This window comes from Paenibacillus sp. ClWae2A (assembly GCF_032452295.1).
In the GTDB taxonomy this organism is placed as follows: domain Bacteria; phylum Bacillota; class Bacilli; order Paenibacillales; family Paenibacillaceae; genus Paenibacillus.
The window spans coordinates 336,886-356,135 of record NZ_JAULSQ010000001.1 but is presented as its reverse complement, the minus strand read 5'-3'; the positions used below and the strand labels follow the sequence as shown (position 1 = coordinate 356,135).

At 43.9% G+C, this 19,250-nt stretch carries 22 protein-coding genes and 1 pseudogene; 6 read left to right on the top strand and 17 right to left on the bottom strand.

Annotated features, from left to right (window positions below):
- Positions 1–139: 139 nt before the first annotated feature.
- A complete protein-coding gene (locus tag QVE09_RS01445; RefSeq protein WP_315935342.1) occupies positions 140–553 on the top strand; it encodes a MerR family transcriptional regulator in 414 nt (137 codons plus the stop codon).
- 96 nt (positions 554–649) lie between these two features.
- On the opposite strand, the gene QVE09_RS01440 is transcribed toward QVE09_RS01445, so the two are convergent.
- Positions 650–1,231 carry a TetR/AcrR family transcriptional regulator gene (locus QVE09_RS01440; protein ID WP_315935341.1) on the bottom strand — a complete coding sequence of 194 codons (582 nt, stop codon included), beginning with the start codon at positions 1,229–1,231 and terminating at the stop codon, positions 650–652.
- Between the two features lie 291 nt (positions 1,232–1,522).
- Here QVE09_RS01440 and QVE09_RS01435 point away from each other — a divergent pair, with 291 nt between their 5' ends.
- Positions 1,523–2,446 (top strand): AraC family transcriptional regulator, encoded by a 924-nt coding sequence (locus QVE09_RS01435; RefSeq protein ID WP_315935340.1) that lies wholly within the window; start codon positions 1,523–1,525, stop codon positions 2,444–2,446.
- Between the two features lie 133 nt (positions 2,447–2,579).
- On the opposite strand, the gene QVE09_RS01430 is transcribed toward QVE09_RS01435, so the two are convergent.
- The 5 genes from QVE09_RS01430 to QVE09_RS01410 all read right to left on the bottom strand — a co-directional run bounded on the left by QVE09_RS01430 (position 2,580) and on the right by QVE09_RS01410 (position 6,538).
- Complete coding sequence (locus tag QVE09_RS01430) at positions 2,580–3,602, bottom strand: NADH:flavin oxidoreductase/NADH oxidase (protein ID WP_315935339.1); 1,023 nt, start codon at positions 3,600–3,602, stop codon at positions 2,580–2,582.
- An 85-nt stretch (positions 3,603–3,687) separates the two neighbouring features.
- Positions 3,688–4,053 carry a rhodanese-like domain-containing protein gene (locus tag QVE09_RS01425; RefSeq protein ID WP_315935338.1) on the bottom strand — a complete coding sequence of 122 codons (366 nt, stop codon included), beginning with the start codon at positions 4,051–4,053 and terminating at the stop codon, positions 3,688–3,690.
- A gap of 50 nt (positions 4,054–4,103) precedes the next feature.
- Positions 4,104–4,748, bottom strand: a complete 645-nt coding sequence (locus tag QVE09_RS01420) for an SDR family oxidoreductase (RefSeq protein WP_315935337.1) — start codon at positions 4,746–4,748, stop codon at positions 4,104–4,106.
- Positions 4,749–4,879: 131 nt separating this feature from the next.
- Positions 4,880–5,317: a MarR family winged helix-turn-helix transcriptional regulator gene (locus QVE09_RS01415; RefSeq protein ID WP_315935336.1), complete on the bottom strand. Its 438-nt coding sequence runs from the start codon at positions 5,315–5,317 to the stop codon at positions 4,880–4,882.
- 192 nt (positions 5,318–5,509) lie between these two features.
- A complete protein-coding gene (locus tag QVE09_RS01410; protein WP_315935335.1) occupies positions 5,510–6,538 on the bottom strand; it encodes an ABC transporter substrate-binding protein in 1,029 nt (342 codons plus the stop codon).
- 211 nt (positions 6,539–6,749) lie between these two features.
- On the opposite strand from QVE09_RS01410, the gene QVE09_RS01405 reads away from it, so the two are divergent.
- On the top strand, positions 6,750–7,562 hold the full coding sequence (locus QVE09_RS01405) for an undecaprenyl-diphosphate phosphatase (RefSeq protein WP_036608062.1): 813 nt from the start codon (positions 6,750–6,752) through the stop codon (positions 7,560–7,562).
- Between the two features lie 97 nt (positions 7,563–7,659).
- Here QVE09_RS01405 and QVE09_RS01400 read toward each other — a convergent pair.
- Positions 7,660–7,770: pseudogene (locus tag QVE09_RS01400) on the bottom strand (arginase family protein); the annotation flags it as partial.
- 105 nt (positions 7,771–7,875) lie between these two features.
- Here QVE09_RS01400 and QVE09_RS01395 point away from each other — a divergent pair.
- Positions 7,876–8,241: a winged helix-turn-helix transcriptional regulator gene (locus QVE09_RS01395; RefSeq protein ID WP_315935334.1), complete on the top strand. Its 366-nt coding sequence runs from the start codon at positions 7,876–7,878 to the stop codon at positions 8,239–8,241.
- 132 nt (positions 8,242–8,373) lie between these two features.
- Here the strand turns inward: QVE09_RS01395 and QVE09_RS01390 are convergent, their stop codons facing one another.
- On the bottom strand, positions 8,374–8,844 hold the full coding sequence (locus QVE09_RS01390; RefSeq protein ID WP_315935333.1) for a GNAT family N-acetyltransferase: 471 nt from the start codon (positions 8,842–8,844) through the stop codon (positions 8,374–8,376).
- A gap of 205 nt (positions 8,845–9,049) precedes the next feature.
- Between QVE09_RS01390 and QVE09_RS01385 the strand changes: the two genes are divergently transcribed.
- Positions 9,050–9,715 (top strand): MBL fold metallo-hydrolase, encoded by a 666-nt coding sequence (locus QVE09_RS01385; RefSeq protein ID WP_315935332.1) that lies wholly within the window; start codon positions 9,050–9,052, stop codon positions 9,713–9,715.
- A 70-nt stretch (positions 9,716–9,785) separates the two neighbouring features.
- Here QVE09_RS01385 and QVE09_RS01380 read toward each other — a convergent pair whose 3' ends face one another.
- On the bottom strand, positions 9,786–10,409 hold the full coding sequence (locus tag QVE09_RS01380) for a hypothetical protein (protein WP_315935331.1): 624 nt from the start codon (positions 10,407–10,409) through the stop codon (positions 9,786–9,788).
- 16 nt (positions 10,410–10,425) lie between these two features.
- The gene (locus QVE09_RS01375; RefSeq protein WP_315935330.1) at positions 10,426–10,824 is read right to left on the bottom strand and encodes a DUF3888 domain-containing protein; all 399 of its coding nucleotides are present in this window, start codon (positions 10,822–10,824) and stop codon (positions 10,426–10,428) included.
- Between the two features lie 267 nt (positions 10,825–11,091).
- Here QVE09_RS01375 and metE point away from each other — a divergent pair, with 267 nt between their 5' ends.
- Positions 11,092–13,386, top strand: a complete 2,295-nt coding sequence (metE, locus tag QVE09_RS01370) for a 5-methyltetrahydropteroyltriglutamate--homocysteine S-methyltransferase (RefSeq protein WP_315935329.1) — start codon at positions 11,092–11,094, stop codon at positions 13,384–13,386.
- Between the two features lie 165 nt (positions 13,387–13,551).
- On the opposite strand, the gene QVE09_RS01365 is transcribed toward metE, so the two are convergent.
- From QVE09_RS01365 to QVE09_RS01335, 7 genes are all read right to left on the bottom strand, one after another.
- Positions 13,552–14,103 (bottom strand): TlpA family protein disulfide reductase, encoded by a 552-nt coding sequence (locus tag QVE09_RS01365; protein WP_315935328.1) that lies wholly within the window; start codon positions 14,101–14,103, stop codon positions 13,552–13,554.
- 2 nt (positions 14,104–14,105) lie between these two features.
- On the bottom strand, positions 14,106–14,819 hold the full coding sequence (locus QVE09_RS01360) for an ABC transporter ATP-binding protein (protein ID WP_315935327.1): 714 nt from the start codon (positions 14,817–14,819) through the stop codon (positions 14,106–14,108).
- Positions 14,812–15,633 carry an ABC transporter permease gene (locus tag QVE09_RS01355; protein ID WP_315935326.1) on the bottom strand — a complete coding sequence of 274 codons (822 nt, stop codon included), beginning with the start codon at positions 15,631–15,633 and terminating at the stop codon, positions 14,812–14,814. The genes QVE09_RS01360 and QVE09_RS01355 overlap by 8 nt, the downstream gene beginning before the upstream one ends.
- Before the next feature lie 28 nt (positions 15,634–15,661).
- Positions 15,662–16,240, bottom strand: coding sequence for a nitrous oxide reductase accessory protein NosL (locus QVE09_RS01350; protein ID WP_315935325.1), 579 nt, complete (start codon positions 16,238–16,240; stop codon positions 15,662–15,664).
- Positions 16,237–17,625, bottom strand: a complete 1,389-nt coding sequence (locus QVE09_RS01345; RefSeq protein WP_315935324.1) for a right-handed parallel beta-helix repeat-containing protein — start codon at positions 17,623–17,625, stop codon at positions 16,237–16,239. Before QVE09_RS01345 ends, QVE09_RS01350 begins: the two co-directional genes overlap by 4 nt.
- Before the next feature lie 318 nt (positions 17,626–17,943).
- Entirely contained in the window at positions 17,944–18,618 is a 675-nt protein-coding gene (bshB2, locus tag QVE09_RS01340; RefSeq protein ID WP_315935323.1) for a bacillithiol biosynthesis deacetylase BshB2, read from the bottom strand.
- 23 nt (positions 18,619–18,641) lie between these two features.
- Entirely contained in the window at positions 18,642–18,986 is a 345-nt protein-coding gene (locus QVE09_RS01335) for a YojF family protein (RefSeq protein WP_017688572.1), read from the bottom strand.
- Between the last annotated feature and the right edge of the window lie 264 nt (positions 18,987–19,250).

Here is a 19,250-nt window from a genome sequence, read left to right as displayed (position 1 = left end):
AACTCTAGGTCAAATGTTTATCTTATTTTTTTATCTCCAACGTACTTTGACATCCAGTAATCCAACATGGTAAAATTCACTCGGATCAATCCTAGAGTTAACTCGAAGTCTAGCCTTAGTAGAAAGGAATTCATTCTAAATGACCTATTCGATCGGTGAAGTTGCCAAAAAATTAGACCTTACGGTATATACATTGCGTTACTACGATAAGGAAGGACTCATGCCTTTTGTAGAACGTACCACGAGTGGAACACGGATGTTCAAAGACTCCGACATTGACTTTTTAAAGATCATTCAATGTCTGAAACTGACCGGGATGCCTATTAAAGACATTAAGGACTTCATTGAATGGTGCTCTGAAGGGGACTCCACGCTGAAGCAAAGATATGACATGTTTACGGAGCGAAAAGCTATTGTGGAAGCACAAATGGAGGAACTAAGAAAGACTATGGAAGTCATTGAGCACAAGTGCGCATACTACGAAACTGCTTTGGAAGCGGGAACCGAAGAGATTCATAAAATTAAACCGATGGAAAATGCCATCACCAATTGATGGTTTAAGCTTTCTATTTTCTAAAAATTAGCGCATAAAAAAGTAGTTTGAAATCCGTTAGAGGACTTCAAACTACTTTTTTTGCTACGTCTCTGCTCATCTTTTCTCCAAAAGTTGCATTGATACATTGATAATCCGGTTTAATTTTTCCTTACCCGTCGAGGTTCTTGCCATGGCTCTGATCCCGACAGAAATATTGTGCAGGTACTCTGCCATTTCCTTCGCATCATGATCAGAGGAGAATTCTCCCTCCCGCTGCCCCCATTGAATAATCTGCTCGAACATTCGCTCAGCTTCGTTAAACGATTCAAGAGATCGGGTGTCCACGTCCGGATCACGTGCGCCTAGCTCCACCGCCGAGTTCACGATCAAACAACCCGATGGTGTGTCCTCTGCTTCACTGATCATGACATCGAAAATTTTGTGCAGTGCTTCTACTGCCGTCGTGGATGCCTTGATTTCTGCAAGTAATGTGGCGCTGATCTTACCGCTGTAACGATCCATTGCCTGCAAGAACAGCGAATGTTTGTCGTCAAATGTATCATATATACTTCTGCGATGAATTCCCATATGCTCAACCAGGTCACTCATCGACGTCTTCTCGTAACCTTGTTCCCAGAAGATCTTCATTGCTTTATCCAATACTTCGTTTACTTCAAACTCTTTACTTCTAGCCATTCGACTTCCCTCCCAAAATCAATCTACCACATCGGGAACGATCAGTAAATAAAAGATGCAGATACCTCTTTTCATTCTCATCTGATCATGTATTAGCTGATCCGTAAGTGTATATCTTCAGAACTTCTTGTATATCATGACCTGTGTACTTGTGAATATGCGGCCAGCAATCAGAATGGTCTTATCTATTTACATCAAATGTTTGCCTATTCCTATCCGTTTTCTACCCCCTTCGGTCAATATACGATAGAATGTGATTATTATATTGTGAGGAATAAAGGAGAACTTTGCATGTCTGATCAAATACACGAACAACAAAACGAATTAGCCACACTCATTGAACGTTTTTCTGACAAGGACGGGGTGCATCCTACCGCCATTCCCTCATTATTTTTAATCCGCGAATCCGTTGTCACTGAACCTATATTTAGAGTGAGTGAACCATCCTTCTGCATTATCGTTCAGGGTGAGAAAGAGGTCCTGCTGGGACAGGATCGTTTCCGGTATGGTCCAGGAAGTTATATCGTGGCAACCGTTGACTTGCCGGTTAGTGGACAAGTGATTCAAGCATCGTCTGAGGCTCCCTATCTGGCCCTGAAACTTGAATTCACATCCAGTGAGATTCTGGAGGTATTGAACCATTCCGATTTCCCAGCAAGACCGCAGAAAACAACGAGACGTGCGATGTTTGTCAGCCAAGCTGAGCCGTCTCTGCTGGATGCAGTCGTCAGGTTAGCCCGTTTGTTGGAAGATCATTCGGAAGATATCCCACTACTCGCTCCTTTGTTCAAAAAGGAAATCCTCTATAAAGTTCTGAAAGGCCCACATGGGATTGCCCTGGAACAAGCTACCATGGAGGGCAGCCATACCTATCGAATCAGAGATGTTATTCAATATATTATGAATCACTCTGATCAAAATTTTCGGGTTGAGGATCTGGCGGATTTGGCGAATATGAGTACTGCTTCGCTGCACAGACACTTTAAAGAAGTGACTGCCATGAGTCCGATTCAGTTTCAAAAACAACTGAGGCTGCAAGAAGCTCGGCGCTTGTTATTATCCAAGTCCACCGATGCAGCAGATGTAGCATTTCAGGTCGGTTACGAGAGCCCTTCCCAATTCAGTCGTGAATATTCTCGTATGTTCGGATTTCCGCCCAGAGAAGATATTAAACGCTTGAGAGGCAGAAGCGATGAAACGACTACCATCTCTTGATGAAGACTGGCTATTATGTTTCTTTACCTTGTCTAGTTTAACCCAAAAAAGGACTCCTTCTGTTTTGTCAGTCGGAGTCCTTTCTTATCCATGAATTAATGAAGATCATTTAAATCGTTAAATCATTAATACATTAAAAACCAGTTGTATATTGTTTTGGAACGTCCGTTGTCTTACGCAAAGCAGACGCTGCTTCCAATGCCCAGTAAGGATTTCTTAACAGACCTCTGCCGACTGCAACGAGATCAGCTTCTTCATTTCCGATGACTGCATTCGCCAACGTAGGATCATCGAGTCTTCCAACAGCAATCACGGGCACATCAAGAGCTTCTTTGATTGCTTTAGCGAGAGGCACTTGATACGCCGCGTGAGTTCCTGGTCTGCCCCATGCAGCGATAGGTCCCTCGCCACCAGATGAGATGTCAAATACGTCAACGCCTGCCTCTTTATAAGCCTTGGCAAACTCGGAACTTTCGTTAATGCCATAGCCACCTTCTACATATTCTTTGGCTGAAATACGCATCATCAAGGGCATATCCTCGGGCATCTCTGCCCTAGCAACCTGAATAATCTCCCGGCCAAATAACGTTAAATCTTGACCGTATTCATCTTCACGCTTGTTCGTTAGTGGAGAATGGAATTGGTGAATTAAGTAACCATGTGCACCATGAATCTCAATTGTATCAAAGCCCGCTTTTACAGCACGAGCTACAGCACTCCGGAATTTCTCAACCATTCCTTTAACTTCATCCGTTGTGAGCGCTCTAGGTTGCTTTGAATTCTCATCAAAGGCGATCGCGGATGGAGCAACTGGTACTTCGGCATCTTCTGCTTTGCGGCCCGCATGAGCAATCTGAATACCGACCTTGGCACCATAACTGTGACACGCATCGACGATCCGCTTCAGAGCTGGGATCTGTTCATCTGACCACAGTCCAAGATCAAAGTCTGAAATGCGACCATCCGGCTCCACATCTGTCATTTCAATGATAATGAGACCTGTTCCTCCCACAGCACGACTAACGTAGTGCATGTAATGCCAATCGGTTGCTATACCATCTTTTTGATCCACTGAATATTGGCACATTGGAGCCATTACAACACGGTTTTTAAGCTCTAAACCTTTAAAAGAATATGGACTAAACAAATCTGTCATCAAAATAAACTCCCCTTTTCATAAACCAAACTATTATAATGCATGCGCAAGCATTGAAATTCCGATAATTAATATCTCTTATATTCTATGAAATCACATCAACCTTGTACTTCATCACAGAAAGACATTTAAACCCACGCTTTCGCAGTATACGTGCAGCCTTTTTGGATTGGAGTATACCAGGAGACATAATAATAACGTTATCTTCGCGAGTAAGGTATTTTTCCCATGTAAAAGCAAGGCGTCCCAGTGAGATGTTAATGGTATCCGGAGTAGGATTAGCCATATAATCCGTCGCATCCCGAATATCGATCACTTTATACTGCCGATAAGCACTCTCTTGTCTGAGAAATTCTTCATAATCTATTTGTTGAAGATTAGGCAGCGGCCAAAATGGACGAACAGCGATGAAAAAAACTAATATGAAGGACAAAAGCATGAATCCCATCATTTAAAGTCCTCACTTATCTCTACTGATATCGTAGAATCTTTCATTCTGGATCAAAGACTACTCAGTGCCTCAGGTATTGCAATCTCACCAGTGATTAGATCGAATGAACGATTATAGGTATTCTTCTCACTCAAACTAGCCAAAATCACTTGAGCCACGTCTTCACGAGCAATGTCACCGGATGTAATATTCTCAGCAGCAGATATTTTCCCAGTTCCTGGTTCATTCTTTAAAATACCTGGACGTATGATCGTATAGGTTAATCCGCTAAGTTCCAACACTCTATCAGCATAGTGCTTCGCTGCATAGTATGGCCGGATGTTATCATGCCAGTTTGCGCGATTATTGGCCTGGATTGCACTGACCATGATAAATCGATCAATACCCGCTTTTTGAGCCGCTTCAATGGCTTTGCCGGCACCATCCAGATCAATCAGGAGTGTTTTGTCATGCCCCGTGGTACCGCCAGAGCCAGCTGCAAATACGATTGCATCACAACCTGTTGCAGCATTTGCAATCGAATCAACCGTACCTTCCAAGTCGGCAAGAACCGCATCCACACCTTGTACTGCATATTTGTCTGCCTGTTCTTGTTTTCGTACCATGGCAAGCACAGTGTGTTCATCACTTTTTTGCAAAAGCTGGATAAGCTGTTGACCAATTTGTCCATTAGATCCCACGACTAACACCTTCATATTCAATGCCTCCTTATAAATGAATCACCGCATCTACAATAAAAGCATGCGCATGCATCTAATTTAACGGATATATTAAAGAGTGTCAAGTCCTCTTATAGGGTAAAATGGTGCATTACCCTATAGTCAGTTCACTTTAAGCTTTGGAACAATTTTCTTGTGAGGTTCTCTAATTGAGTCTCGAATCCGTCTTTTTCTAGTTCAGTTTGCAGTACTTGATTAAACGTTTCAAGTGCTCTCTTATATTTATTCTCGCCAAGCTCCGTAATCCGAGTGTAGATGCCACGCCGATCATCTTCGCATGTATGTCTTTCCAATGCTCCACAGTCTCTGGCTTCCATCCTTACTACAAGTCTGGAAGTAGCACTTTGGCTCAATCCAACCAGTTCTTGAAGTTGCAGTAGGCGTAATTTCTTATCCTCCGCATTGAAAATAAAGTTTAAAACATAAAATTCCTTCAAAGACAAGCCATATTCTTGAAGTAGGGCTTGTTCCAACTTCTCATTCAGATGGGTATGAATGTTAGACAAAGACAACCATACATTCAAACGTTCACTTTTTTGTTGCAATTCTAGATCACCCCACTTGATATTAAATGTTCGTCAACAGTTCTCTTATTGTATCAAGCTTAATTAAATTGGTCAAAATCCATACATGATCGACCTATATAAAATAATGTGCTCATAAAAAGAGCATCTCCCCGTCTTGTAACGACGAATGGAAATGCTCCTGAACTACTCTACTATTTAGGCAGTCCAATCTTACTTTGCTGAAAGCAGGCTATCGGAAATAAACTGTAGCTGACCTTCCAACGTTAACGGATCGTTGTACGAATCCGAAGTTGGATCAAGTTGGTACACATGATTAGCCTTCACCGCAGGCAAGTTCTTCCATATTGTATTGTCATATACGATCTTGGGATCGGTTTTGTCTCCCGACCACGGGCTGGTAAAGATGATATCCCCCGCATACTCCGGTAATAGTTCCATGGAGATTGAAGCCCATCCAGTTCCGCTGTCAATTGCTTCAGCTTGAGCCTTGGCTGGTGCCTTGAGACCAAACTCCCCGTAAATAATTTCACCGCCTCGACCATAGTTATGACCAAAAACAAATAATCCTTTGGCATACGGATTCAGTATGGAAACGGTGCGATCGCCTACAGCTTCCAGAACCTTAGGCTTCAGTTCGTTGATCTTCGCTTCCCATTTAGCATTCCAAGCTTTCGCTGCGTCTTCTCTATTGGTGAGCTTACCCATTTCAAGCATCAGATCCTTAAAATTGCGCTTACCATATGCAATCTGTACGACAGGCGCAATCTGCTCCAGCTTGTCGATGCCCTCTGTGCCCGTGTACACGATAAATAGGTCAGGTTTTAAACTGATTAGCTTCTCGGGGGTAGGTGTTTCACCCAGATCAATGGTACCCGCTGCTGCAAGTTGATCCTTAATGTATTTGTTGTTCATCGCTCCTGACAAAGCGCCGACTACCGGTGCATCCAGGGCAACAAAGTACCCTGTCGAAAATGATGTCAAATCAATAATGCGCTTAGGATTCTTGGGTACCTGTACTTCGCCTGCATCCGATTGATATGTAACGAGTTCTTCTTCGGCAGTTGCCGCTTTATCAGCGGAAGAAGCTGAATCCAAGTTCGTCTTGGTTTCTGTCTCCGCAGCTGAATTTGTGCTGTCCCCGGTTGTACTATTGGTCGTGGCAGACTGACCACATGCACTAAGTACAATCAGCAAGATAAGCGCCATCATGATCCATATAGATTTTATCTGTTTACGCAAAATAAACCCACCTTTTCGTTGATATTGATAATCGTTATCAACGATATCATGCTATGCAGGATTTGACAAGCTATGTTTATTCCCCGCCCCTCTATGAACTCTAACTTGCAAGTCACCAAGTTAAACAGCTATCATCAATAGAGTAAACCATTCACTTTTTTTAAAAAAGAGAGTGTTGAAAAGCCAATGAAACGTATTCAAGGAGGACAACATGGAAGAGATTATATTGTGGTTAAAGTATTTGTTTTTAGGTATTGTTCAAGGTGCAACGGAGCCGATTCCCGTCTCCTCAAGCGGTCATCTGATCATCGCCCAGAAACTCATGGGCATCAAGCAGAATGGATTGTCATTTGAGATTTTAACAAACACAGCATCACTTATCGCTATTATTTTTATTTTTCGCGAAGATATCAAAAAGTTGATTATTGGTGCATTAGGTTACCTGCGTACTCGTAAAGAAGAATATCGAGCAGACTTCATGTTTTGCTTATACATAATTATTGGTACGATCCCTGCTGCTGTTGTTGCGGTCCTGTTCAAGGACCGGATTGAAGAAATTTTCTCGTCCGTATATACCGTTTCCATCGCCCTATTAATCACCGGGGTTGCCTTATGGCTGATTCGTAATCTTCGTGGTCGTAAGCAAGACGGTGATCTGTCTACGAAAGATGCACTGTTGGTGGGTCTGGCTCAGGCGGTCGCTCTTATTCCGGGCATTAGCCGCTCTGGAGCGACGGTAATTGCCTCTATCGCTGTCGGCATGAAACAGGAAACGGCTTTGAAGTTCTCCTTTATGCTGTACATTCCCATAAGCATTGGTGGACTCATCATGGGGGTATCCGACATCGCCAATGATCCGAATCGATCACAGCTGGCTATCCCTTATCTGATCGCATTCATCACGACGCTCTTCGTCACGTATTTCTCCATGAGATGGTTTATGGGCATTATGGCCAAAGGCAACCTGAAATACTTTTCCTATTACTGTTTTGCCGCAGGAACATTGTTACTGATCTTTTTATAAAAATAGTCCACACACCAAAAGGAACAACCAGCGATGGTTGTTCCTTTGTTGTATAGTGGCAGTGCCATATGAGTTACCTCCTCAGTTCCGGCGGAGTTTGATCATTGTCAGGTGCAAGCCAAGCAAGCATCTCCGCTCCAAAAGAGTAGTTTGGATTATCTCCACCTTGCCATTGTGGCATAAGTAGGCGTATTGTTTTTTGAGTCATCGTAAATCCCCTTTACTTCAAAGTAAGGTTAGTATAAACTGAGCCCAAACAAATAAATAGTACGGTCATTTATGATAGGTACTACCCGGAAGGATAGTGTAAATGATGAGTATGGCTGAATACCACGGTAAAGTTAAAAACATTCAAGATACCCCTTTTGGATATACGTTGTCTGTCATTGGTGGCAAATGGAAAATGGTCATCATGTACCTTCTTGCAGAAAACCCACCTGTCCGCTTCAATGAACTAAAAAGACAGATCGGCGCGATCACGTATAAAACATTGAGTTCACAGCTCAAAGAATTGGAAGCGGATGGTATGGTCGAACGGAAAGAGTATCCCCAAGTTCCTCCTAAAGTCGAGTACCGCCTGACAGCGAAAGCCGAATCGTTATTGCCCGTTTTGGAAGGACTATGCGAATGGGGGGTCCAACATCAAGACCCTTCGATACTTCATTCCGCAAAGGATTAAAATCCCTGGTCTATCCTTTTAGAGAAATTGGATAAGTTAAAACGTAAAAAAAGTCGCCCATGGGCGACTTTTTCTTGTATCTTATGCTCCTCTACTCATTCAGTGAAGAGAAGTTATGATTCGTTCGTAGAATTATACTTTTTCGTGTATCAGATCTTTCTGGTAGGCCAACACTCTGTCCCAATTGCCACTGAAAACAGGAATGCGATAATACCCTACACGCTCATACAACGCTGCAGCTTCTGGCTGTAAGGGACCTGTTTGCAGTTTCAGATTGGTATAACCTAGTTCGTTCGCAAGACGCTCTGCCTCGGCCAGTATAGCCTGGGCAATCCCCTTACGGCGGTAACCACTGCGTGTATACATGCGTTTAACCTCTACAGATGTTTCATCTAGGGGTCTAAGTGCTCCGCAACCAACCGGATACCCGTCGATCCTGGCAACGATAAAAGCCGCACGCGGCACTTCAACGTCTGACAATTGAAATCCCGCCGTTCCATCACCACCATATAACAAACCGAGTTCTTCACTCAGTTCCTTGATCAATTGTAGTGAATCCTCGCTTCGAATATCTTCAGCTGCTGCATGCACGATATGTGTCATCCCACATACCCCCTTTATCTTATTGGACTTATTGGTTTTAATGATATATCTAAATTATCATTCCCAACAGCAAGCGTCAATTCCCCCATTCATTGAATATTTCTATAAGTACCCGAACGTATCTTTTTGCTGTCTTTATTCGTTTACATAAGAAATGTAATGAGCAACGTTGTATATGAATTTTAACTCTCGGAGGTCTGATATTATGGAAATTTCAAAAGGAATAGAAATGCTTCAGCTCGATTTTAAGGGGAATTTGATTCACCCTGTTCTGATATGGGATGAAGAAATGGTTGTGTTAATAGATACCGGTTTCCCTGGACAATATGATGATTTGCGTATCGCACTCGAAAAGATTGGTGTGCCGATCAGCCAACTTAAAGCAGTGATTTTGACGCATCAGGATGTGGACCATATCGGCTGTCTTCCCGAGATTTTGAAAGAGTGTGGTGATCATGTCAGGGTATTCGCACATGAACTGGATAAACCGTATATTGAGGGACAGCTTCCTCTTCTGAAAGACGGCCACCTTGAGCATCCTCCAAGGGGCAAAGTAGATGAAACGGTGACTGATGGTCAGGAACTGCCGTTTTGCGGTGGAATTCGCATTATTCATACGCCTGGTCATACTCCAGGTCATATCAGTCTATATTTGATGGAGAGCAAGACGCTGATCGCCGGAGATTCAATGTACAGTGTGGACGGCATGCTTGGAGGCATTCATGAACCAACTACACTGAATACAGAGACAGCTCAGTTCTCTTTGAAAAAGTATACCGAACTCGACATCACATCTGTGGTTTGTTATCACGGAGGACTAAATCATAAGAATGTAAATGAACAGATCTCAGAACTTACTCAAGGGTTATAAATATTAAAATTGCTGTTCCACGAATGGTTACTGTCTAAACCCAGTAACCATTCTTAGTTTTAGCATAGTCCTATTGTTTGGCATACTGCAAAATGGCAGTAGCCGCGCGAATTCGAAGCTCTTCTTCTTCACTGTGTAACGCTTCTCTCAGCACCTGGAGAGCTGTTTGAATTGTGGCTTCATCTACCCCTGTTGAGAGAGAGTTGGTTGCTTTGGCTGCTATGTTGACTGCAAGACCACGATCCAGCTGTGCTTGTGATATGGGATAATCAAACTTCGCAAGGATGGTTGAATCATTTTGCAGTGCCTGCACTTTGTCATTCAGCTCAACGAGAGGAATACGACCCAACCATGTAACTCCGCGACGGTGACAGATCAAGTCGTTTTCTGTGCCAGCGGAATCGTCGTAATAATAATCCCCGATATCCCCAACATACGTCCATTCATCATCGCTAATTAATACATAATCTCCATCCTGCATGAGATTAACAAACATATGTAGTGTCGCAAGTGTGCTCGCCACTTCAGCTTCATCCAAGCTATAGTGTAGAACCAACTGTTCCTTCCATAGCTCCGGGGGCGTATTCTCCAGATCCCCTGTACCTGACCAAGCAATACCAATATAATTGCCTTCCAGAAATGATGCTACTCTGTTGACTCCGTGCACGGTGGACTGGATGTGATACAAATTCATGCGTACCGCCTTCCTTTCAATCATTCGTATGAACATAGTTAATCATTGTAACATTAGTGGGGTCTATTTCAAACGTAATGATCTCTTTCCCATATGGCGGGTTATGTGGACCGTAGAAAGTTCTGACTTCCAGAACGGTTCGAAAGTTATAACCACCTTGTGTACGCCTTTTAAGTTCCAATACATGAATATCATATAGACCGTAGTTAGGGACCGGTTTATGATTTTCCTGATAATAGCTGGTAATCTCACGAGCAATGTATGGGTTGAGCATCGTAAGTGCTAACGCCTTATAGTCATCTTCCTGTACGCTCTCAGGATCTGCATATGTAACATCTGTGTATAGGGAAACACTATTTATCATTAATCTTATAGCTGAAAGTATTAAGAGAACAACTCGTTTTTGAATTACCATACTCATCCACCTTTTTTTTACTTTCTATTATCCCGAGTGAATGTAAAAGCATACAAAATATTATTATCTATTATTTATCCTTAGCTGAGTTGGAAGGTTATTCTGTCATCGGAGTGGCAAGTGTAAATACTCGTTAGTTCAACTTATATAGTGTGCACCTTTTGATATAGCCTCAGGCTATAACTAGGTATAATTTAATGGAATTACATTATAACTCCGGATCTGTGATAAATTTTGTGTAACATAAAAGCAGAGGGGTTTTAAACGATGACAAAAAGTAGTGTATTGGGATATCCGCGTATTGGTGCTGATCGGGAATGGAAGAAAGCGTTGGAAGCGTTCTGGGCAGGTAAGCTGGAGGAATCAGAATTTCACGCACGTTTGCAGGAGATCCGTATCGATCATTTGCGCAAGCAACAAGCAAAAGGCATAGACATCATTCCGGTTAATGACTTTAGCTATTATGATCATATCCTGGATACGGCCGTGATGTTTGGCATCATTCCCAAACGATTTGCTTATGATGGTGGCTCGGTTCCGTTGTCCGTATATTATGGCATTGCCCGTGGAACGAAAGATGCCGCAGCGAGCGAAATGACAAAATGGTTTAACACCAACTATCACTACATAGTACCTGAACTGGACGGGGCTTCCCCAACTCTGACGGAGAACAAACCACTTCTCGCTTATCGTGAAGCAAAAGAAAAACTCGGCATTGAAGGAAAACCGGTTATCGTTGGACCGTTAACCTTCCTGAAGCTCTCCAAAGGATATGATAAATCCGAGACAGACGCTTGGTTGGATCGTTTGCTTCCACTCTATACTCAATTGCTTCAGGAACTTGCGAGCGAAGGCGTTCAGTGGGTGCAGATCGACGAGCCTATTCTGGTAACCAAATTAAGCGGTGAAGACGTACAGCGTCTGAATAAAATATATGAAACATTTGCCACAGCCGTTCCAGGCCTGAATATCATGCTGCAAACGTACTTTGAATCTGTCGAAAACTACAACGATATTGTTGCACTGCCAGTTCAAGGTGTAGGACTTGATTTTGTACACGGACTCTCTGGTAACACACAATCTATTCGGACATCCGGTTTTCCGGCAGACAAGGTGCTCGGTGCAGGTATTATTGATGGACGTGGGATCTGGAAAGCTTCCCTTCAAGCAAAACTGAAGTTGCTGAATGAATTGACTGAGTTCGTGACGCCTGAACGTATCATCGTGCAATCATCTTGCAGCCTGCTGCATGTGCCAGTTACGACAGACCGTGAGGAAAAACTTACATCTGAACTGAAAAATGCTCTTGCATTTGCAGATGAAAAGCTGGATGAGATTGTTCTTTTGACTAAAGGTTTATCTTCACCAAGTGCAGAGATTACCGCTAAAATTAACGAAGCAGAGCTTCCTCTTCAGGCGCTTCAGCAATCCGAAGATCGGAACCGTACCGCTGTACAGAAAGCCGTTGCTTCCATCAGTGTTCAACAGCCAGAGCGCTCCCGTCCTTTTGCAGAGCGTCATGAAGCCCAACAGACCAAATGGCAATTGCCACTCTTCCCAACAACAACGATTGGTAGTTTCCCACAATCTGCTGAAGTCAGAAAAGCACGTCAGTTGTGGCGCAAAGGTGAGTTGAACAACGAACAGTATGCTGCCTTCATCCGGGAGCAGATTGATATCTGGATTAAGCTTCAGGAAGAGATCGGAATTGACGTGCTGGTGCATGGTGAGTTTGAGCGTACCGACATGGTTGAATTCTTTGGCGAGAAACTTGCCGGTTTTGCCTTTACACAGTTTGGCTGGGTACAATCGTATGGTTCACGTTGCGTGAAGCCACCTATTATCTTCGGTGATGTTGCATTTACGGGTGAAATGACAGTGGAAGAAACAAAATACGCCCAATCCCAGACAGATCGCCCTGTCAAAGGCATGCTGACTGGCCCGATTACCATCATGAACTGGTCATTCGTACGTGAAGACATTGCTCGTGAGCAGATTGCCTATCAATTGGCGTATGCTCTGAGACAGGAAGTCGAAGCACTTGAACAGGCAGGCATTGGTATGATCCAGGTCGACGAGCCGGCTGTTCGTGAAGGGCTTCCGCTGAAAGAAAATGAACAAGCCGATTACCTGGCTTGGGCAGTCAAAGCGTTCCGTATCTCTACATGCACGGTGCATGAAACGACTCAAATTCATACACATATGTGTTATTGCGAATTCCATGACATGATTGATTCCATTGAAGCTATGGATGCAGATGTCATTTCCATTGAGACATCCCGTAGTCACGGTGAACTGATTCACAGCTTTGAAGAAAATACGTATGAGCTCGGTATCGGTCTTGGCGTATATGATATCCATAGTCCACGGGTTCCGAGTGTGGATGAAATGAGCAGCATGATTGAACGCGCCCTGCGTGTTCTTGATCCGAAGTTATTCTGGATTAACCCGGACTGCGGATTGAAAACCCGTGGACAGGAAGAAACGGTTGCTTCTCTGCGCAATATGGTTGACGCAACTAGAATCGCTCGTACCAATCACGCTTCAGCTGCTGTATTGTAATTGGCTGCGAAGCAGCATATTTTCAAAAACAAAGCCGGACACCACTAAGTTAAATGGGTGTCCGGCTTTTTATCTGGTTACTCTTTTAATATACATTCATCTACTCTAATTTGGGCGATCTCTGGCGTTCCTGCCCCTTTTCTCACCACCATCCAACGCTTACGACTAGATACTCTCTTCCAGCCATTGCTGCAACGGTGTATCTTCGGTCAGTTCACCGAGCAGTATGTGACGGAACTCCCCATCCCTATCAATGACCATTGTTGCGGGCAAACCCGTTATACGATACATACCTGATATGTTGCCCGTCACATCAATGATCACCGGAAAATCAAACGCCTGCTTATCCATAAACTCACGGATCGTGCCCTTCGATTCTCCCACGTTAACAAACAGGGTTTCTACGTCATTCTGATAGTCCTGAGCAATCTGGTGAACGAGCGGCATCTCCCTTACACATGGTGTGCACCATGAAGCCCAAAAGTTAATCATGACGGCTTTGCCACGATAATCCGACAGCTTGACTTGTTCGCCTGCTGAATTAACTGCTGTAAACTCAGGAGCCACGGCACCAGCTTCAATGGCGTTACCTCGCTGAGATTCGGGTGTCGACACATTATCGAAAATGGCCCATGCACCTGCTAACAATGCGATCACACCAATCAAAATTGTAAGTGTACGTCTGCTTTTAAAACTCTTCTTCTGCAATAAACTCACCTTCACTTTAAACCAAGACTTTGATGAAATGCTGCATGGAGCGAACCGAATTGATCTCGAAAGTCATGGGTGGAACCCTCTCCAACATTCCGTCCATGGTTCATGAATATCACCTGATCCGCAATGTCGTCTGCGATCTCCAGCTGATGGGTCGAGAACACGACCATGTGACCATCCTGTTTGATTCCCTTGAGCAGCTGAGTTAATTCCTGCATCCAGAATGGGTCCAATCCATTCGTTGGCTCATCCATGATGAGCAGTGGAGGTTTGGACAGCACAGCCTGAGCGAATAAAACACGCTGGCGCATGCCTTTGGAGAAGGTCGTAACACGGTTTTTCTTTTGATCCTCCAAACCTACCATGGTCAGTACTTCCTGTACTCTCTCCTTGGGAACTTTCCTCAGAGAAGCCCAGAACAGAAGCATTTCCTCCGCACTCAGTCCTTGATTAAATTGATAATCGTCCGGCATATATCCAATCTGCTCTGAATAACGCTTGCGCTCCTTCAACCATCGCACATTGTTCACCGCAACCTCACCGGAGGTAGGCCGAAGAATTCCTGCGATCATACGGAGCACCGTGCTCTTCCCTGCCCCATTCCCTCCACAGAGGGCAAGCACTTGGCCAGAACTCATGTGAAAGGAGATATCCTCAACAATTGGTTGCTTTTTAATGGATTTGCACAGTCCCATCACTTCGAGTCCCACTTTATCCATGAGAACGCCCCCTCTCCCAGATCGCGTATACAGCCACGACAGAGCAGGTGATCCAGAACAGGCATATTCCGATGAAGATCCAGCTGCCACTTGGTTGCTGCACCCACTCCACCCATCGATAATATTCCGGTCCCAGAATGGAGCCGCCTCCCAGTTTGATCACGACAAACAATCGCACCAGCTCGGCCGGATTGATGAGTGTTAGTATAATCAACAGCGGTTTGACCCACAGATAAGGCATTAATCCCAGCACAGAGAGCAATAACGTCGGCCATCCAATGACAGCGAAGAACCATACTGTCACGGATATGGTTAACGCCTGCCACCGATTGCGCGACAACGAACCGATAAATAGAGCCAGCGTCAGGAATAACAACACCAGTCCACAGGAAAATGCCAGAAAGAGAAGATATGTCACGGCATCCAGTGGATTCCCGATTACTCCGCTAATGACCCCCATCAGGCCGTATCCAAACGCAACAATGGTGATTAAAACAATCGACAGCCCAAGATATTTCCCAACAATAAAGGACATCGTGCCAATGGGATACGTGGACAGCAGTTGCCAGCTGCCGTCTTCTTTTTCGGATGTTAATGAAAAGGAACCTAGGAACAGCGTCATTAATGGCAAAAGATAGAGAATGAGATTCAACATGGAACCTGTTGTGCCCGAGTACCCTTCAACCAGATTCTGTGAATTCAGGAGTAACAAGCTTAAGCTAAAGGTGCAAAAAAGGATCAGAAACGAATACGCCCAAGGATTGCGAAATCCCATCTTCACTTCTCTTCTTGCAATCTGTATTAAATCTAACATCATTGATCACCATTTTCTATTGTCATTCCTAGTGGCCTGACTCTTCTTTCATCTCACCTTCCTGATGCATCTTATTACCGTCTCCTTCTTCACCATGCCCGGCTTCATCATGCCCATGTTCACCCATCATGTCCATATTCTCTGTATTCTGTTTCCAGTCATGAGAGGCAAGATCCTCAGCGGTCATAATGATTCCGACACCTTGCTCTGTAACGAATGCTTCAGCCGAAGCCTTGTCCTTAAAGTTAAGAATTCCATACGCCATAGGCGTGCGCAATGAAGCGTCGTACACATACGTGGCTTTGCTGTATTCAATCCATTCCTTGTCATTATAATCACGAACATAGTCCATGCCGATGTTATCCGTGCCATTTTCTGTTTTCCACTGATTCATGCAACCGATATCATCGAACTTGTAATTTTGGCCGTCTTTCGTAGTGAGTTGTGTTGCATATGCATCGTCCTTCACCTGCATTTTACAGATCGCACAGATATCCACGTCTTCATTGATCGGCAATGCCGCGTATTTTGTTCCGCAAGCGGTTAACAATACCATGCCAAACATAAGTACCATGACCGTTGTCCATCTTCTCAAGTTTTTGTTCATTTTCGTAATACCCCCATATAGATGATTATAAAAGTCGCCATACCCAACAGAACTAACCCGAGCATCCACACCAGATTGGAACCTGCTTCCCTTTCCACCGACATGTTCAGATTAGATCCCGTATCCATGCTCATTCGTGGCGACTTGTCGGTAGTCCATTGTTCTCTGCCTTCTGTAAACAAGTCACTCAGAAAGACCATGCCCGGTGATTGAAAAAAGAGCTGATACGCAGAATTTCGACTGACCAGTTGCTCATAAAAAGGATTGATGGCATAGGAAATTTCACTGATCCTGTCCTGATTCAGATCGAGCCCCTGAAAGGAGTCCCAGTAATTCTCCATCAGGACATTATTCGGGCTATCCAGCGCTGAAGCTTCAATGACATTGGATACAAATTGGTTACGTGTAAACTCGTTAGCTTCTGCCAGAACCAGCTGGATGCCAATAAAATTCCGAAGCACCGCATTGCCACGGATCTCATTGTTCGAGGATTCAGCAATATTCATGCCGACACGATTACCTTCCACTACATTATTGAGAACGGAGGATTGCTGAACGTCATACAACAGAATGCCTTGGGAATGAACATTGGTACTCTGTTTGCGAAATGAATTCCCCGATATAACCGTATTCCTGACACCCATGATCATGGCGCCTGTCATGTTCTCTTCTCCGGTATTATCCATGACAGAAGAGTCGTCAATGTACATGCAATGGATGCCATACCTTGTATATAACAGCCTGTTATTTTGTACGGTAGACTTGCGACTGTTCTCCAGGTAAATTCCATCCCTCATGCCAGTGATCTCATTGGCTTCAATATAGCTATCATGAGCGTTGTACAGATCAATGCCATTGCCCTTCTGGCTGCTGGTTGCAGAATCAGATCCGGCCCAAGTAATGTTGTTCCGCTGAATCCTTGCCTGACTTGAATTCCGGATGATCATCCCATAACCCTGGGTCTGAATATGCAGATCCGTGATCTCACTATTTTTCCCTTCAACCTGAATCGCTGCAGTCTGTTCATTTGTATCATGTTCAATTGTAAAACCGCTCAACTTCACCCCATCCGAGCGAATCATTATCGTAGATGTGGCTTCCGCATTAACAACTATGACCGTAGGATCACCCTGAATGGTGATGTTTTTGTCAATCGTCACCGGTCCAGAATAACGACCTGATGCAAGTTCAATGACTTCTCCAGGTGTAGAAAGGTCTATTATAGGTTGAAGGGGAATGAGATCACGATGTCCGGAGGAGGCCATGATTGCACCGTGCGGAAGAAATAGTAGGAGCATCATCATTCCGATTAGAATAATTAATCCCCGAACCCTGCTCTTCTTACAACTGTCGAATGCACCCAATCCTGCCCTAGGATTACTCATCATTCAAACCACGTATTTCTGGCTTTTTGTTACAGTTACTTATTGTTGTGGCATTGTGTTCAACAGGTCTTACGTTAGCCCTGAATTTACGTTGGTTGTACACACCATCCCTCCATTCGACTTAAAATCAACTATTCTTGACCCTAATCCATTAAAACGAAGCAAAAAATGAAGCGTTATCACAATCCTGATCACAGTGTACTTAAAATGATATTTTTTCCATATAGCTCAATTAGGCTATAAATACTACATTTTTGTGTCGATATTGTGATGTAAATCAAAAAAAGCCGCCATATTGGCGACTTCTAAGTGTTCCTGTTATTCAAATGGATAGGTCCAAAATGTTTCTCTACCAAAACGTTTCTTGATTTCTTCATTATTCAGCTCACGATTTCCTACAAGCTCTGGTGCCTGGAATTGTGAACGATGGGCGCGGATGGACGCCATTTTCCGATCCAAAAACTCGGTTACATCAACGAATACATCCGCTTTGCCGATATACTGTTCCTGATTATTTGCGAACGCAACGCAGTGAACAATCGGACGTTCATCCACAGGAAGTTTAGCGATTGTACGTATAACAGCGGCTCCCGTTGCATCATGATCGGGATGAACACTGTACCCCGGATAGAACGTAATGACCAGCGTGGGGTTTAATTCTTTAAGTAGCGACATGATGGTATCTTCCAGTAACTGTGGGTCTTCGAACTCCAGCATTTTATCGTGGAAACCCAGCATTCTCAGGTCCTGAATACCAATCGCTTCAGAAGCTTCGATGAGTTCCTGTTTACGGATGGCAGGCAACGTCACTCGGTTGGCAAATGGAGGAATCCCCATGTTGCGCCCCATCTCGCCAAGTGTCAGACAAGCATAGGTTACATGGGCACCGCCATCTATGTATTTGGCTAACGTTCCCGATACAGAGAAAGCTTCATCATCTGGATGTGGATACACCACCAAGATTCGCTCATGCTCATTGTGTGTAGTATTCATGGTTTTTCCATCCTCCACTTTCATCAGAACATCTCCCGACTCAGTTGTAACGCCACAACTAGTTTACCTTGGCTGTCGTGACCGGCGAGAATCAGTCTTTCTTGTTCCTGCTCATCAATATGTGTAAGACCTTCGGCGTAAAGCCATCCCTGCGTCGTTTTCAGACCAACACGGTATGGACCTGTACCTGAAATGGACCCCTGCGTATATCGTATGGCCGCATTGGTAATGAATGCCGATGCTGGATGTTTTGTACTGTCCATGTGTTGTGCGTAAGCACCTGACGTAAGTTCTAGATGTACGTATAAGTCCTGATCAGCAAGATTATTGATCCGGAGCTGAATATCTTGAGGTTTAATCGGTTGCATAGCGGCCTCCTTGTCTAATGTAATTGTACGAATTTCATTTTAACATAACCAGAAGAGAATATACATGGAGTGACCCTGTCGCCTATTATAGAGCGTTCTCATGATGATTCAAGTTTGAAAACAAGAACAGATTTGCGCGTTTTTTTCTCTTTTTATTCATGGATCATATCTATATTATGGAGTGTAGGCAAAAAACGCCCGTATGAACACTCTTAAATCTTAAATGAATCTTGCTCAAACGTTTTTGGAAAGGAGTTAAACTTG